The organism is Vibrio sp. L5-1, assembly GCF_021728315.1.
In the GTDB taxonomy this organism is placed as follows: Bacteria; Pseudomonadota; Gammaproteobacteria; order Enterobacterales; family Vibrionaceae; genus Vibrio; species Vibrio splendidus_K.
Map to the genome: position 1 here is coordinate 701,901 of NZ_JAKKCQ010000003.1, position 17,116 is coordinate 719,016.

Sequence of the window (17,116 nt, forward strand, 5' to 3'; positions counted from 1 at the left end):
TTGTCAAGGAGATGAACACCGAGGGAAGGTTGGGGGATTTGCATAGAGTCTTGAAAATAGAGGCGTGTACGTACTAGTTCAATTTTGATAAACCGTAGACAAACAAAAAGCCCATGTTATCGAATAACATGGGCTTCATTTTGGTTTAACTTGTTAGCTGCTTATTTTAGCTGTTTAGCTATTTAGCAACTGACTCGTTGTTCATCTTAGCCGGAGCTTTAGATGCGTTAACCAGTAGGATACCAACGGTTAGTACCATCGAACCACATAGTAGGAACAACAAGCGTCCTGTTGGTTCGTTTGGAATTAGAGCCATTGCTAGAATACCGAAACCCGCTGTGCTGATAAGCTTACCAAGCATTGAACGCTGTTTAGTATCTAGGTTTTGTTGCTCTTCACCTTCAGCAACAAGTGGTGTATTCCAGTTAGTAAACAATGTATCAACTTCTTTCTCACGCTCAGTTGATAGAGGTTTATAGAAGAATTGAGTTGCTAAGAAGAAGCCACCAGTAAAGATTACGTGTGCAGCTAAGCTTAAGCCAACTTTAAGATCTGCCCACTCACGACCAGTCAATTGTTGCTCTAAACCAAATAGGTGTTCAATATCTTCTGCTTGTAGAGAAATACCAAAGATGTAAGAAACAAAACCACCGACAATCAATGTAGTCCAAGCCGACCAATCTGGTGTTTTACGAATAATCATACCTAGGAAGATTGGAATAAGCATTGGGAAGCCGATTAATGCACCCACGTTCATTACGATATCAAATAAGCTTAAGTGACGTAACGAGTTAATGTATAGGCCAATCGAGATAATGATTATACCCATCAGAATTGTCGTTAGCTTACTTACAATCACGAGTTCTTTTTGCTCTGCATTCTTGCGAAGAACAGGGCTATAGAAGTTCATTACAAAGATGCCAGCGTTACGGTTCAGACCTGAATCCATAGAAGACATTGTTGCAGCGAACATCGCAGACATTAATAGACCAACCATACCTGCTGGCATTACGTTTTGTACGAATGCTAGGTAAGCAGCATCACCCGCTTTATCACCCATTGAAGCGTACTCCAATGCGAAATCAGGCATGAATGCACTTACGTACCAAGGTGGTAGGAACCAGATAAGAGGGCCAACAACCATTAGAATACATGCTAAGCCTGCCGCTTTACGCGCATTTTCACTGTCTTTAGCACATAAGTAACGATAAGCATTGATACTGTTATTCATTACACCGAACTGCTTCACAAAGATGAAAACAACCCATAGTACGAATACACTTACATAGTTGAGGTTATTTCCCAACATGAAGTCACCTTGGAAATTATCAACAATGTTCGTAATGCCACCACCGTGGAAGTAAGCAGCAACCGCACAAGTGATCGTAACCGCCATGATAACGAGCATTTGCATGAAGTCAGATGCGACAACGGCCCAAGACCCACCAGTTACCGACATGATGACTAACACAGCACCGGTGAAGATGATGGTGGTTTCCATAGGGATATTAAATACAGCAGCAACAAAGATTGCTAAACCATTTAGCCAAATACCTGCAGAAATTAGGCTGTCCGGCATACCGAACCAAGTAAAGAACTGCTCTGAAGTTTTACCAAAACGCTGTCTGATTGCTTCAATCGCGGTTACAACACGAAGTTGACGGAACTTTGGGGCAAAGTACATGTAGTTCATGAAATAACCAAATGCATTGGCTAAGAACAGAATTACAATAACAAAACCATCGGAGAATGCGCGTCCTGCGGCTCCAGTAAACGTCCATGCTGAAAACTGTGTCATGAAGGCGGTTGCACCAACCATCCACCACAACATTTTGCCGCCCCCTCTGAAGTAATCACTAGTCGACGTGGTGAACTTACGGAACATCCAACCAATAGCGATTAAAAAGAAGAAGTAGGCGAGAACAACAAAAGTATCAATAGTCATCTTTTCAGCCTTTTAAATATCATAATTAACTGGGCTTAGATTAACGCGTCCAAAGGTTTATTTGTACTACAATATGTCTTTAGTATGATCTAGGTCGCATTGATTTTTGAGCACACACGACAATCTAGCTTAACCTGCTGTTTTTATTGTCTTTAATTGTTTTTATGAATTGCTCTAGATCCAAGATAAATTGAAGCTCAAATATTTATATGTATTACAATATAAGTAATAAGGCTTTAGTTTGCCTTATTTATAAGATTTTAATTATAACCGTAACAAATGTGCTACAACTGAACGTGGTTGTGCGACGGGATTCACGTTAAATCTCCGTACTAAATCGCAAAATATTGTTTCTATCATTTAAGTGTAGCTTATTGTTTTTATGTCGCTATTTTCTATTTCACGCCCTGAATTGCTCATTATTTATCCGTACTATTTATCTACGCGATTTATCCGCTCAATTTTTCTGCTGTTCTTGTGTTTAGAGTCTTGGTTTGTCCAACCGCTCGAAATTGGAGTAGGCGCTAGCGAGAATTATACCCAATATCCGATATCCGATATCCGATATCCGATATCCGATAAGCGATAATCATAGCCATAAGCCTTGTATTGCTTCATGGCGATTTCCAACCATATGTAAGAGGTTTGTATGCTTAATGGTGAGTAAGGGCGGATGCGTCGATACAGGGCTCAAGACACGGTATGAGTCGAGTGAGTTAGATTACATAAGTGAGTGCTTAGAGTGTTTGCCAGGTCGTGTAAGGCGTTTTAGCACAGTGAAATAGCACGTGCTAAAAATTACAAATTACCAGTCACAAAGCTGGTGGATGGCCTGATAAACGGGAATGTATTGTAGAGGTCTTAACTTGTTTGAGCGTCGTGCTCTTCAGGTAACAGCCTCAAACTATCAACGATCAAACTTCAGTTACCCAAAAGATTTAGATAACAAAATCCAGTTATTGAAAAACCTCAGATAACAAAAAGCCCCACCGAAGTGAGGCTTTATCACGAAATCTAAAACAGATTAAGCGTTAACGTGAGCAACAGCATCACGAACAAGCTTACCTAGTTCGTCCCATTTACCTTCGTCGATAAGGTTAGTTGGAACCATCCAAGTACCGCCACACGCAAGTACAGAAGGGATAGATAGATATTCATCTACATTCTTTAAGCTTACGCCGCCAGTAGGCATGAATTTAACAGGGTAAACCGCTGTTAGTGCTTTAAGCATACCAGTACCGCCAGAAGGCTCAGCAGGGAAGAACTTCAACGTGCGAAGACCCATTTCCATTGCTTGCTCAACTAGGCTTGGGTTGTTTACGCCCGGTACGATAGCAACACCTTTATCGATACAGTATTGAACAGTACGTGGGTTAAAACCTGGGCTTACGATGAAATCAACACCCGCTTCGATAGATGCGTCAACTTGCTCGTTAGTCAGTACTGTACCTGAACCGATTAGCATGTCAGGGAACTCTTTACGCATGATGCGAATCGCTTCGATTGCACATTCTGTACGTAGTGTGATTTCTGCACATGGCATGCCGTTTTCAACAAGTGCTTTACCTAGAGGGATAGCGTCTTCAGCACGGTTGATAGCGATTACAGGAATTACTTTTAGGTTTGCTAGTTGTTCATTTAATGTAGTCATGAATTCTTTCTCACGTTAATTATGGGCTTGCTTTTAACTAAGCAAACCCTTGATTAATAGTTAAAGTGCGTAATTATAGAGACAGTTCAGGCGTCGCATCTACAGGAATGATAGCACCTGGATGCTGAATCACGGTTCCTGCCACAATATGACCTGCAAATGCTGCGTCACGAGCATTACCGCCGCTCAAACGCTTAGCCAAGAAGCCAGCACTGAACGAGTCGCCAGCAGCCGTAGTATCTACGATGTTGTCAACTGGGTTTGGAGCTACATATTGAGCACTTTGGCTTTCGACGACTAAGCAGTCTTTCGCACCACGTTTGATCACGATCTCTTTCACACCAGACTCAGACGTACGAGCAATACATTGTTCAATGCTTTCGTCGCCGTATAACTCTTGTTCATCATCAAACGTTAGTAGAGCCGTGTCGGTGTACTTAAGCATTTTCAAGTACCAAGAAATTGCTTCTTGTTGGCTTTCCCAAAGTTTAGGACGGTAGTTATTGTCGAAGAATACTTGACCGCCTTGAGCTTTAAATTTGTCTAAGAAGTTAAACAGCTGTGTGCGACCATTTTCTGTCAAGATAGCAAGCGTAATGCCACTTAGGTAAACCGCATCAAAAGAGAACAGCTTATCAAGTAGAGCAGGCGTGTCTTGCTGATCAAACATGAACTTCGCTGCAGCATCACTACGCCAGTAGTGGAAGCAACGCTCACCAGTTTCATCGGTCTCGATGTAATAAAGCCCTGGTTGTTTGTGATCGAGCTGAGCCACCAAGCTTGTGTCGATACCTTCAGCTTGCCACTTTTCTAACATGTCAGTACTGAATGGGTCAGTGCCCAGTGCTGTTACATAGCTTGTTTGGATATCTTGCTCTTTTGTTAAGCGTGACAAGTAAAGTGCAGTATTCAGCGTATCGCCACCAAAACTTTGCTTAAGCCCATCTTGTTTCTTTTGTAGCTCAACCATGCACTCGCCAATGACCGCGATGTTTAATGATTTCATATGCTTACCTTAGCAACTGAGGTTGCGCTATTCATTATTTTAAAAAGTCTTCACGCGCAGGGTTGAAGATATCAAGAAGGATGCTGTCTTGCTCTAGTGCAACAGCACCGTGCATCATGTGTTTACGAGCGAAGTAAGCGTCGCCTTCTTTAAGTACTCTCTTCTCGCCTTCGATCTCAGCTTCAAAGCTACCACGAACAACATAACCGATTTGGTCATGAATTTCGTGTGTGTGAGGATGGCCAATGGCACCCTTATCAAAACACAGGTGTACAGCCATTAGATCGTCAGTGTAAGCAACGATTTTACGTTTAATACCGCCACCAAGTTCTTCCCATGGATTTTCATCTAGCATAAAGAAAGAGTTCATTGTGTATCTCCTAATCTGTTTAAATCTTTTAAGTGTTACTTAGCTTGCATTCATAATAAGGGAACGAGCCTAATTGTAATACAATATATCTAAAATTGTGTGATATTGATCAAGTGATACTTTATATAGCGTAAATAAATCAACAACTTAACAAATGCTCGATATTTATCATTATTTAACTACATCAATGACTTATGGTGGTTTATGTGATTCTACTCATCATTTAGCACCGAATAGGTATGATTAAAGCTCATATTGTATTACTTTATATGGAGTTTGAAAATTTAATCAAAGTTTAAACAGATAAACTCTTTATTGAGGGTGACAAAGAATATGACTACCAAACCAGTATTGTTGACTGAAGCAGAAATTGAGCAACTTCACCTTGAAGTGGGCCGTTCTAGCTTAATGGGCAAAACCATTGCAGCGAACGCGAAAGACTTAGAAGCGTTTATGCGTTTACCTATCGATGTTCCAGGTCACGGTGAAGCAGGGGGTTACGAGCATAACCGCCATAAGCAAAATTACACGTACATGAACTTAGCTGGTCGCATGTTCTTGATCACTAAAGAGCAAAAATACGCTGACTTCGTTACAAAATTATTAGAAGTGTACGCAGACAAATATCTAACGTTTGATTACCACGTACAGAAAAACACTAACCCAACAGGTCGTTTGTTCCACCAAATCCTGAACGAGCACTGCTGGTTAATGTTTTCAAGCTTAGCTTACTCTTGTGTTGCTTCAACAATGACACAAGAACAACGTGACAACATTGAGTCTCGCATTTTCGAACCAATGTTAGAAATGTTCACGGTTAAATACGCACACGACTTCGACCGCATTCACAACCACGGAATTTGGGCAGTAGCCGCTGTGGGTATCTGTGGTCTTGCTCTAGGCAAGCGCGAGTACCTTGAAATGTCAGTGTACGGCATCGACCGTAACGATACTGGCGGTTTCCTAGCGCAAATTTCTCAACTGTTTGCACCTTCTGGTTACTACATGGAAGGTCCTTACTACCACCGTTACGCGATTCGTCCAACGTGTGTATTTGCTGAAGTTATTCACCGTCACATGCCTGAAGTTGATATCTACAACTACAAAGGCGGCGTGATTGGTAACACAGTACAAGCAATGCTTTCTACGGCTTACCCGAACGGTGAATTCCCAGCATTAAACGATGCGTCTCGTACTATGGGCATCACAGATATGGGTGTTCAAGTAGCGGTTAGCGTCTACAGCAAGCATTACTCTTCTGAAAGTGGCGTTGACCAAAACATTCTTGGTATGGCGAAGATTCAAGACGCAGTATGGATGCACCCATGTGGTCTTGAGCTATCTAAAGCCTACGAAGAGGCTTCAGCTAAACAAGAAATCGGCATGCCTTTCTGGCCAAGTGTTGAATTGAGCGAGGGTCCTGAAGGCCACAACGGCGCACAAGGCTTTCTCCGTATGCAGGATAAGAAAGGCGACGTTTCTCAACTTGTTATGAACTACGGCCAACACGGCATGGGCCACGGCAACTTCGATACGTTGGGTATTTCTTTCTTCAACCGCGGTCAAGAAGTGTTACGTGAATACGGCTTCTGTCGTTGGGTTAACGTTGAGCCAAAATTCGGCGGTCGTTACCTAGACGAAAACAAATCTTACGCTCGTCAAACGATTGCTCATAACGCAGTAACGATTGATGAAAAATGTCAGAACAACTTTGACGTTGAACGTGCAGACGCGGTACACGGTTTACCTCACTTCTTCAAAGTTGAAGACGAGAAAATCACTGGCATGAGCGCATTTGCTAACGATCACTACGAAGGTTTTGACATGCAACGCAGCGTGTTCATGCTAGACCTTGAAGAGTTTGAGTCTCCGCTATTGCTAGACTTGTACCGCTTAGGTTCTACAAAAGGCGGTGAAGGCGATCACCAATTTGACTACTCTCATCAATATCAAGGTCAAATTGTTCGCACTAACTTCGAATACCAAGCAAACAAAGAGCTAAATACACTAGGTAGTGACTTCGGTTACCAACACCTATGGAATGTAGCAAGTGGTGAAGTGAATGGCACTGCGTTAGTTAGCTGGTTACAAAACAACACGTACTACACTTGGTTGGGTACAAGTTCAAACGAGAACGGAGAAATCATCTTCACTCGCACTGGTGCTAACGATCCAAGCTTTAACCTACGTTCAGAGCCTGCATTCATTCTACGCAGCAAAGGCGAAACAACATTGTTTGCTTCTGTTCTAGAAACACACGGTTACTTTAACGAAGAATTCGAGCAATCAGTAAACGCTCGTGGTGTTGTGAAAAACATCAATGTTGTTGCTCACACGAATGTAGGTTCAGTAGTAGAGATTACGACAGAGAAATCAAACGTGACAGTGATGATCAGTAACCAACTTGGCGCGACTGACAGCACTGAACACAAAGTAGAACTGAACGGCAAAATATACAGCTGGACGGGCTTCTACTCAGTAGAAACAATTTTAAACCCAGAATTAGCAAGCACAACAGAGCAGGGGAAATAATAATGAGCTATCAACCACTTTTACTTAACTTTGATGAAGCAGCAGAGCTTCGTAAAGAACTTGGCAAGGATAGCCTTTTAGGTAACGCACTGACTCGCGACATTAAACAAACTGACGCTTACATGGCTGAAGTTGGCATTGAAGTACCAGGTCACGGTGAAGGCGGCGGTTACGAACACAACCGCCACAAGCAAAACTACATCCACATGGATCTAGCAGGTCGTTTGTTCCTTATCACTGAGGAAACAAAGTACCGTGATTACATCGTTGATATGCTAACAGCGTACGCGACGGTGTACCCAACACTTGAAAGCAACGTAAGCCGTGACTCTAACCCTCCGGGTAAGCTGTTCCACCAAACGTTGAACGAGAACATGTGGATGCTTTACGCTTCTTGTGCGTACAGCTGTATTTACCACACAATCTCTGAAGAGCAGAAGCGCCTGATCGAAGACGATCTTCTTAAGCAAATGATCGAAATGTTCGTTGTTACTTACGCACACGACTTCGATATCGTACACAACCACGGCCTATGGGCAGTGGCAGCAGTAGGTATCTGTGGCTACGCGATCAACGACCAAGAATCTGTAGACAAAGCACTATATGGCCTGAAACTAGACAAAGTAAGCGGCGGTTTCTTAGCGCAACTTGACCAACTGTTTTCGCCAGACGGCTACTACATGGAAGGTCCTTACTACCACCGTTTCTCTCTACGTCCAATTTACCTGTTCGCAGAAGCGATTGAACGTCGTCAGCCTGAAGTTGGTATCTATGAATTCAACGATTCAGTGATCAAGACAACGTCTTACTCTGTATTCAAAACCGCATTCCCAGACGGTACATTGCCAGCTCTGAACGATTCATCGAAGACAATCTCTATCAACGATGAAGGCGTTATCATGGCAACGTCTGTGTGTTACCACCGTTACGAGCAGACTGAAACTCTGCTTGGTATGGCTAACCACCAACAAAACGTTTGGGTTCATGCTTCAGGTAAAACATTGTCTGACGCGGTTGATTCAGCTGACGACATCAAAGCATTCAACTGGGGTAGCCTGTTTGTAACCGATGGCCCTGAAGGCGAAAAAGGCGGCGTAAGCATCCTTCGTCACCGTGACGAGCAAGATGACGACACGATGGCATTGATCTGGTTTGGTCAACACGGCAGCGATCACCAGTACCACTCTGCTCTAGACCACGGTCACTATGATGGACTGCACCTAAGCGTATTCAACCGTGGCCACGAAGTGCTGCACGATTACGGCTTCGGTCGCTGGGTTAACGTTGAGCCTAAGTTTGGCGGTCGTTACATCCCTGAGAACAAGTCTTACTGTAAGCAGACGGTTGCTCACAACACCGTAACGGTTGATCAGAAAACGCAGAACAACTTCAACACAGCATTGGCTGAGTCTAAGTTTGGTCAGAAGCACTTCTTCGTAGCAGACGACCAGTCTCTGCAAGGCATGAGTGGCACAATTTCTGAGTACTACACAGGCATAGACATGCAACGCAGCGTGATTCTTGCTGAACTTCCTGAGTTCGAGAAGCCACTAGTTATCGATGTATACCGCATTGAAGCTGACGCTGAGCACCAGTACGACCTACCCGTTCACCACTCTGGGCAGATCATCCGTACTGACTTTGATTACAACATGGAAAAAACGCTTAAGCCATTAGGTGAAGATAACGGTTATCAACATCTATGGAACGTTGCTTCAGGCAAAGTGAACGAAGAAGGTTCTTTAGTTAGCTGGCTACATGACAGCAGCTACTACAGCCTAGTAACCAGCGCGAATGCGGGCAGCGAAGTGATTTTTGCTCGCACTGGTGCTAACGATCCAGACTTCAACCTTAAGAGTGAGCCTGCGTTCATCTTACGTCAGTCTGGTCAAAACCACGTGTTTGCTTCTGTACTAGAAACGCATGGTTACTTTAACGAGTCTATCGAAGCCTCTGTAGGCGCTCGTGGTCTAGTTAAATCAGTGTCTGTTGTGGGCGATAACAGTGTCGGGACTGTTGTTCGCATTCAGACTACTTCTGGCAACACTTACCACTATGGTATTTCAAACCAAGCTGAAGACACGCAGCAAGCAACTCACACTGTTGAGTTCGCGGGTGAGACATACTCGTGGGAAGGATCATTTGCTCAACTGTAAATGATTAACATACATGTCGTTTAACGACGACATGTATTGATGTGGTGCTTTGCGGGAACGAAGCATCACATTGAAATTCAGTCGTGATTGAAAAATCATTCGTTGAAACCAACAACGACTGAAAACATCGGGAATAAGTCAAACCGAGTAACTCACTGCGAGTTGCTCGGTTTTTTTATGCGTGTAGGAAACAGAATTGAACGGCTTACTAGAAGGGATAAGGAACAAAGAGTTAACCCCAGCGAAGGAAAATAGCTAATGCTCACCTGTGTTTAGACTACAGTAACTGATAGGAATAAACGGTTAGGGAGTGAATCATGAAGTTAATGAAAGGGTTGGTATTAATACTAGCGGTCTCTTGTTCTACCTCTGTTTTTGCTAACGCTGTTTTAGCAAATGAAGAGTCTGATAGCAGTGTCGAAACTGGGGAGTTCGTACGTTATCAATATCAAGACAAGATCAGTTATGGAAAGTTAGATAAAGGCGCAGTGCTGCCAATTAGTGGCGACATCTTTGGCGAATATTCAGTCGCGAAGGCTTCGATTCCACTGGATTCGGTTGAAGTGCTACTGCCAACACAACCAGAGAAGGTATTCGCCGTCGGGATGAACTTCGCTAGCCACTTAGCTTCACCTGCCGATGCACCACCGCCGATGTTTCTTAAACTTCCTTCCTCTTTGATTCTCACAGGCGAAGTGATTCAAGTGCCACCAAAAGCAAGAAATGTTCACTTTGAAGGCGAGCTGGTGGTTGTGATTGGGAAAGAACTCAGTCAAGCCAGTGAAGAAGAAGCCGAACAAGCGATCTTTGGTGTCACGGTGGGCAATGATATTACAGAAAGAAGCTGGCAAGGCACGGACTTACAATGGCTTCGAGCGAAAGCTTCAGATGGCTTTGGCCCCGTTGGTAATACGATTGTTCGTGGTATCGATTATAACAACGTGCAATTAACCACGCGTGTAAATGGCAAGGTTGTTCAACAAGAGAATACATCGTTTATGATTCACAAACCTACAAAAGTCATCAGCTACTTGAGCCACTATTTTACCCTCAAACCGGGCGATCTTGTTTTCATGGGCACGCCGGGAAGAACCTATGCTTTGTCCGACAAGGACCAAGTGAGTGTCACGATTGAAGGGATAGGGACTGTGGTCAACGAAGTGCGGTTCTGATGGAATTGAATTAGCGTTGGGAGCTACAGAGCTTATGTCTGAATTTGCAGTACGTAGACGACTTGAACCTATTAATTTGAACTAGGTTAACTTGTGTAGTGAATAAACTAACCGTTTTTCGGTTCCATTATTTTAGCCCAATTGAGTGATGTTTTTGGAAGCGAGCAGAGAAAACGAGAATGACGAACCTACATGCTCGGCGAGGGTTTTGTTAGTGGTGTAACACAGTGTTTCTAGCTAAGAGAAATTAGATGCTTTCTAAGTGTTTGATTAATTGAATAAATTAACAGGTACTATCCGCTTTGATTTTACTCAATTGGCTGTAGGTTTAAATACTGTTATAGTGTTCCTTAAATAATACATAAACATAACATATAAATAAGCGAACTTATGGCTAGCACTTTTAATTCAATTTCGGGCTCGAAGCGTAGCCTGCACGTGCAAGTAGCACGCGAAATCGCTCGTGGAATTTTGTCTGGTGATCTGCCGCAAGGTTCTATTATTCCTGGTGAAATGGCGTTGTGTGAACAGTTTGGTATCAGCCGAACGGCACTTCGTGAAGCAGTTAAACTACTGACCTCTAAAGGTCTGTTAGAGTCTCGCCCTAAAATTGGTACTCGCGTAGTCGACCGCGCATACTGGAACTTCCTTGATCCTCAACTGATTGAATGGATGGACGGACTAACCGACGTAGACCAATTCTGTTCTCAGTTTTTAGGCCTTCGCCGTGCGATCGAGCCTGAAGCGTGTGCACTGGCGGCAAAATTTGCGACTGCTGAACAACGTATCGAGCTTTCAGAGATCTTCCAAAAGATGGTCGAAGTGGATGAAGCTGAAGTGTTTGACCAAGAACGTTGGACAGACATTGATACTCGTTTCCATAGCTTGATCTTCAATGCGACCGGTAACGACTTCTATCTACCGTTCGGTAATATTCTGACTACTATGTTCGTTAACTTCATCGTGCATTCTTCTGAAGAGGGAAGCACATGCATCAATGAACACCGCAGAATCTATGAAGCTATCATGGCCGGTGATTGTGACAAGGCTAGAATTGCTTCTGCTGTTCACTTGCAAGATGCCAACCATCGTTTGGCAACAGCATAATAGAAATGATTTAAAGCGCACCTGAGCCATCTCACTTTGAGATGAACATCCTCACGTTCGGATAAACGACTTTAAAAGGTATGCCTAGTGCATGCCTTTTTTGGTTTTTAGGCCGCGTGTTGCACTATCTGTAGCACTATTTTTGGTCAGTCTTTTCGCTACGTCTGTTAAGCTATTCTTCCACGTTACAACCCGCCTTATTTTTAACGTCTACGTAATAATCCCCAAGCATCGTTCTAAACACATTTTTAGACTGTCCGTATCAGACAAGTAGTTATGCGACAGCCGGGATTTTTCACCTCTCAGTATTCTAAATCTGGGGTTAAACAAACAGGGTTCTCGGATTTAATATTTAGATATTTAAATTGAATTCTAATGATATTACCCGCTCGATTTTGATAAAAAACACTGGTTTATTGTGTGATGAATGATGTGGATTTGGTCTCGAATTCTCTTTTATTATTTTTTAGGTCTTTATGTTTATATGTGTTTGGTTGTATTTGTTAATAAATGTGCAAAGTCTCGTTTTTGTTTTAAGTCGTTGTTTTTAAGGTGAAATTTATTTTAAGTGTTTGATCTTTTGGGTTTTTACCTAAAACCCTAACAATTTCCTTAATGGATTAGTCATATTCCATCCTATGTCATATATATAATTAACTTAATCAATTAAAATAAGATCACCATCACTTATTTGGATTATTGTACTACAAATAAAGAGTCGAATTTCCTATAGTCCTCGTAACAAATTATAACGGACAAAGGATACACGATGGAACTCAACACGATTATTGTCGGCATTTATTTCCTATTCTTGATTGCGATAGGTTGGATGTTTAGAACATTTACAAGCACTACTAGTGACTACTTCCGCGGGGGCGGTAACATGTTGTGGTGGATGGTTGGTGCAACCGCCTTTATGACCCAGTTTAGTGCATGGACATTCACCGGTGCAGCAGGTAAAGCGTATAACGATGGTTTCGCTGTAGCGGTCATCTTCGTAGCCAACGCATTTGGTTACTTCATGAACTACGCGTACTTCGCGCCGAAATTCCGTCAACTTCGCGTTGTTACGGTAATTGAAGCGATTCGTATGCGTTTTGGTGCGACCAACGAACAAGTATTCACTTGGTCTTCAATGCCGAACTCAGTGGTATCTGCGGGTGTGTGGTTAAACGCATTGGCAATCATCGCTTCGGGTATCTTCGGTTTCGACATGAACATGACTATCTGGGTAACTGGCCTAGTGGTGTTGGCGATGTCGGTAACAGGTGGTTCATGGGCGGTAATCGCATCTGACTTCATGCAGATGGTTATCATCATGGCGGTAACGGTAACTTGCGCGGTTGTAGCGGTTGTTCAAGGTGGTGGTGTGGGTGAGATTGTTAACAACTTCCCAGTACAAGATGGTGGTTCGTTCCTTTGGGGCAACAACATCAACTACCTAAGCATCTTTACGATTTGGGCATTCTTCATCTTCGTTAAGCAGTTCTCAATCACGAACAACATGCTTAACTCATACCGTTACCTAGCAGCAAAAGATTCAAAGAATGCAAAGAAAGCCGCACTGCTTGCTTGTGTGTTGATGTTGTGTGGTGTGTTTATTTGGTTCATGCCTTCTTGGTTCATTGCAGGTCAAGGTGTCGATTTATCAGCGGCTTACCCGAATGCAGGTAAAAAAGCGGGTGATTTTGCTTACCTATACTTTGTACAAGAGTACATGCCAGCAGGTATGGTTGGTCTATTAGTTGCCGCGATGTTTGCAGCGACAATGTCTTCAATGGACTCAGGTCTAAACCGTAACTCAGGTATCTTTGTTAAGAACTTCTACGAAACAATCGTTCGTAAAGGTCAAGCATCAGAGAAAGAGTTAGTAACCGTATCTAAAATTACTTCAGCGGTATTTGGTTTCGCTATTATCCTAATCGCACAGTTCATCAACTCATTAAAAGGTTTGAGCCTGTTTGATACGATGATGTACGTAGGTGCGTTAATCGGCTTCCCTATGACGATTCCTGCATTCCTTGGTTTCTTCATCAAGAAGACTCCGGACTGGGCTGGTTGGGGTACGCTAGTTGTTGGTGGTATCGTATCTTATGTGGTTGGTTTTGTTATCAACGCGGAGATGGTAGCAGCGGCGTTTGGTCTTGATACTCTAACAGGACGTGAATGGTCTGACGTTAAAGTTGCGATTGGTCTGATTGCTCACATCACGCTAACTGGTGGCTTCTTCGTACTATCTACGATGTTCTACAAGCCTCTATCAAAAGAACGTCAAGCGGATGTTGATAAGTTCTTTGGCAACTTAGATACACCATTAGTAGCAGAATCGGCAGAGCAAAAAGTGTTGGATAACAAACAACGTCAAATGCTTGGTAAACTGATTGCGGTAGCGGGTGTTGGTATCATGTTGATGGCTCTTCTTACTAACCCAATGTGGGGACGCCTAGTCTTCATCTTATGTGGTGTGATAGTTGGTGGTGTCGGTGTTCTACTTGTGAAAGCGGTCGATGACGGCGGCAAGCAAGCGAAAGCAGTAACAGAAAGCTAATACATAGAAAACGTTTATAATAGAATGCGACGACTCGAAAGGGCGTCGCATTTTTTATTCTGCGGAACCGGAAAACCGTCAGGTGAAAGATATCTGACCTAAATCACGAAAACTGTACAAAGTGGTTCAATCGAATCGAAATATATTCAATTGTCCTACAATAAGACGTATATTGATCGCAATTCCTTTCAATCAACTTGAAAATAAGTGAGTTAGAATGAGCGACCAAAAATCTCTTGATGCAATCAGGAAGATGAAGCTGGAAAACGATACTTCAGCAGGTAATCTTGTAGACCTACTCCCTATCGAAGTTCAAACACGTGACTTTGACCTATCATTCCTAGACACCTTGAGCGAAGCACGTCCGCGTCTTCTTGTTCAAGCTGATCAGTTAGAAGAATTCAAAGCGAAAGTGAAAGCTGATGAAGCTCACTGCATGTTTGATGACTTCTACAACAACTCGACAGTTAAGTTCCTTGAGACTGCTCCTTTTGAAGAGCCTCAAGCGTACCCAGCTGAGACGGTAGGTAAAGCTTCTCTATGGCGTCCTTATTGGCGTCAAATGTACGTTGATTGCCAAATGGCACTGAACGCGACACGTAACCTAGCGATTGCTGGTGTTGTGAAAGAAGATGAAGCGCTCATTGCGAAAGCAAAAGCTTGGACTCTAAAACTGTCTACGTACGATCCAGAAGGCGTGACTTCTCGTGGCTATAACGATGAAGCGGCTTTCCGTGTTATCGCTGCTATGGCTTGGGGTTACGACTGGCTACACGGCTACTTCACAGATGAAGAACGTCAGCAAGTTCAAGATGCTTTAATTGAGCGTCTAGACGAAATCATGCACCACCTGAAAGTGACGGTTGACCTATTAAACAACCCGCTAAACAGCCACGGTGTTCGTTCTATCTCTTCTGCTATCATCCCAACGTGTATCGCGCTTTACCACGATCACCCGAAAGCAGGCGAGTACATCGCTTACGCTCTAGAATACTACGCAGTACACTACCCACCATGGGGCGGTGTAGACGGCGGTTGGGCTGAAGGTCCTGACTACTGGAACACACAAACAGCATTCCTAGGCGAAGCATTCGACCTATTGAAAGCATACTGTGGCGTAGACATGTTTAACAAAACATTCTACGAAAACACAGGTGACTTCCCACTTTACTGTATGCCTGTTCACTCTAAGCGCGCGAGCTTCTGTGACCAGTCTTCAATCGGTGATTTCCCAGGTTTAAAACTGGCTTACAACATCAAGCACTACGCAGGTGTTAACCAGAAGCCTGAGTACGTTTGGTACTACAACCAACTGAAAGGCCGTGATACTGAAGCACACACCAAATTCTACAACTTTGGTTGGTGGGACTTCGGCTACGACGATCTTCGTTTTAACTTCCTTTGGGATGCTCCTGAAGAGAAAGCACCATCGAATGATCCACTGTTGAAAGTATTCCCAATCACGGGTTGGGCTGCATTCCACAACAAGATGACTGAGCGTGATAACCATATTCACATGGTATTCAAATGTTCTCCGTTTGGCTCAATCAGCCACTCTCACGGTGACCAAAACGCATTCACGTTGCACGCATTCGGTGAAACGCTAGCGTCAGTAACAGGTTACTACGGTGGTTTCGGTGTAGACATGCACACTAAGTGGCGTCGTCAAACATTCTCTAAAAACCTTCCACTATTTGGCGGTAAAGGTCAGTACGGCGAGAACAAGAACACAGGCTACGAAAACCACCAAGATCGCTTCTGTATCGAAGCGGGCGGCACTATCTCTGACTTCGATACAGAATCTGATGTGAAGATGGTTGAAGGTGATGCAACGGCATCTTACAAGTACTTCGTTCCTGAAATCGAATCTTACAAGCGTAAAGTCTGGTTCGTTCAAGGTAAAGTATTCGTAATGCAAGACAAGACTACGCTTTCTGAAGAGAAAGACATGACTTGGCTAATGCACACAACTTTCGCAAACGAAGTGGCAGACAAGTCTTTCACTATCCGCGGTGAAGTTGCACACCTAGACGTAAACTTCATCAACGAGTCTGCTGATAACATCACTTCAGTTAAGAACGTTGAAGGTTTCGGCGAAGTTGACCCATACGAGTTTAAAGATCTTGAGATCCACCGTCACGTTGAAGTGGAATTCAAGCCATCGAAAGAGCACAACATCTTGACGCTTCTCGTTCCTAATAAGAACGAAGGCGAGCAAGTTGAAGTGTCTCATAAGCTTGAAGGCAACACGTTACTGCTAAATGTTGACGGTGAAACGGTTTCAATCGAACTGTAATCCGCTGAAGTAACAGAAGCTAGATATTAAAACTCCGAGTGAAAGCTCGGAGTTTTTTTGTTTGTCTAGTTAGCTGGAAGAGTTAAATCAGTTAGCAAACCCATCGGGTTGCAAGAAAACTTAATTGGCCAGAGATAAATAGCTTCTTGATGCTAAGTCAGTGGCTCAAGGGGCTGAATCTGGACACTGATGCACACAAAGGCCGGATATGTACTTAGCCACTATGCTGAATGAAATGTGCGGGAGTCGTATAAGAGACTCGCATGTATCGCTCTGTTAGAAGAATAGGGCGCCAACGCCTGTTTCCTAGAAATTGTTATGACTTACTTTTCC

10 protein-coding genes are annotated in these 17,116 nt (G+C 43.3%); 6 read left to right on the forward strand and 4 right to left on the reverse strand.

Annotation, left to right across the window (positions count from 1 at the left end; translation table 11 throughout):
- Positions 1–178: 178 nt before the first annotated feature.
- From L3V35_RS15465 to L3V35_RS15480, 4 genes are all read right to left on the reverse strand, one after another.
- A complete protein-coding gene (locus L3V35_RS15465) occupies positions 179–1,945 on the reverse strand; it encodes a transporter (RefSeq protein ID WP_017076754.1) in 1,767 nt (588 codons plus the stop codon).
- 1,024 nt (positions 1,946–2,969) lie between these two features.
- The gene (locus tag L3V35_RS15470; protein WP_010438323.1) at positions 2,970–3,596 is read right to left on the reverse strand and encodes a bifunctional 4-hydroxy-2-oxoglutarate aldolase/2-dehydro-3-deoxy-phosphogluconate aldolase; all 627 of its coding nucleotides are present in this window, start codon (positions 3,594–3,596) and stop codon (positions 2,970–2,972) included.
- 73 nt (positions 3,597–3,669) lie between these two features.
- On the reverse strand, positions 3,670–4,602 hold the full coding sequence (locus tag L3V35_RS15475) for a sugar kinase (protein ID WP_237300205.1): 933 nt from the start codon (positions 4,600–4,602) through the stop codon (positions 3,670–3,672).
- A gap of 34 nt (positions 4,603–4,636) precedes the next feature.
- The gene (locus L3V35_RS15480) at positions 4,637–4,972 is read right to left on the reverse strand and encodes a cupin domain-containing protein (protein WP_010438329.1); all 336 of its coding nucleotides are present in this window, start codon (positions 4,970–4,972) and stop codon (positions 4,637–4,639) included.
- 333 nt (positions 4,973–5,305) lie between these two features.
- Between L3V35_RS15480 and L3V35_RS15485 the strand changes: the two genes are divergently transcribed.
- From L3V35_RS15485 to L3V35_RS15510, 6 genes are all read left to right on the forward strand, one after another.
- On the forward strand, positions 5,306–7,504 hold the full coding sequence (locus L3V35_RS15485) for a heparinase II/III family protein (protein WP_237300206.1): 2,199 nt from the start codon (positions 5,306–5,308) through the stop codon (positions 7,502–7,504).
- A gap of 2 nt (positions 7,505–7,506) precedes the next feature.
- Positions 7,507–9,660, forward strand: a complete 2,154-nt coding sequence (locus L3V35_RS15490; RefSeq protein ID WP_237300207.1) for a heparinase II/III family protein — start codon at positions 7,507–7,509, stop codon at positions 9,658–9,660.
- Positions 9,661–9,977: 317 nt separating this feature from the next.
- Entirely contained in the window at positions 9,978–10,832 is an 855-nt protein-coding gene (locus L3V35_RS15495; RefSeq protein WP_237300208.1) for a fumarylacetoacetate hydrolase family protein, read from the forward strand.
- Between the two features lie 390 nt (positions 10,833–11,222).
- Complete coding sequence (locus L3V35_RS15500; protein ID WP_004733498.1) at positions 11,223–11,939, forward strand: FadR/GntR family transcriptional regulator; 717 nt, start codon at positions 11,223–11,225, stop codon at positions 11,937–11,939.
- A gap of 769 nt (positions 11,940–12,708) precedes the next feature.
- Positions 12,709–14,487: a transporter gene (locus L3V35_RS15505; protein WP_017092953.1), complete on the forward strand. Its 1,779-nt coding sequence runs from the start codon at positions 12,709–12,711 to the stop codon at positions 14,485–14,487.
- Between the two features lie 217 nt (positions 14,488–14,704).
- The gene (locus L3V35_RS15510; protein ID WP_237300209.1) at positions 14,705–16,783 is read left to right on the forward strand and encodes a DUF4962 domain-containing protein; all 2,079 of its coding nucleotides are present in this window, start codon (positions 14,705–14,707) and stop codon (positions 16,781–16,783) included.
- Positions 16,784–17,116 lie beyond the last annotated feature (333 nt).

Bases quoted from the DNA above. Each gene is read 5' to 3' on its own strand.
- L3V35_RS15465 (WP_017076754.1), bottom strand. From the start codon at position 1,945: ATGACTATTGATACTTTTGTTGTTCTCGCCTACTTCTTCTTTTTAATC.
- L3V35_RS15470 (WP_010438323.1), bottom strand. From the start codon at position 3,596: ATGACTACATTAAATGAACAACTAGCAAACCTAAAAGTAATTCCTGTA.
- L3V35_RS15475 (WP_237300205.1), bottom strand. From the start codon at position 4,602: ATGAAATCATTAAACATCGCGGTCATTGGCGAGTGCATGGTTGAGCTA.
- L3V35_RS15480 (WP_010438329.1), bottom strand. From the start codon at position 4,972: ATGAACTCTTTCTTTATGCTAGATGAAAATCCATGGGAAGAACTTGGT.
- L3V35_RS15485 (WP_237300206.1), top strand. From the start codon at position 5,306: ATGACTACCAAACCAGTATTGTTGACTGAAGCAGAAATTGAGCAACTT.
- L3V35_RS15490 (WP_237300207.1), top strand. From the start codon at position 7,507: ATGAGCTATCAACCACTTTTACTTAACTTTGATGAAGCAGCAGAGCTT.
- L3V35_RS15495 (WP_237300208.1), top strand. From the start codon at position 9,978: ATGAAGTTAATGAAAGGGTTGGTATTAATACTAGCGGTCTCTTGTTCT.
- L3V35_RS15500 (WP_004733498.1), top strand. From the start codon at position 11,223: ATGGCTAGCACTTTTAATTCAATTTCGGGCTCGAAGCGTAGCCTGCAC.
- L3V35_RS15505 (WP_017092953.1), top strand. From the start codon at position 12,709: ATGGAACTCAACACGATTATTGTCGGCATTTATTTCCTATTCTTGATT.
- L3V35_RS15510 (WP_237300209.1), top strand. From the start codon at position 14,705: ATGAGCGACCAAAAATCTCTTGATGCAATCAGGAAGATGAAGCTGGAA.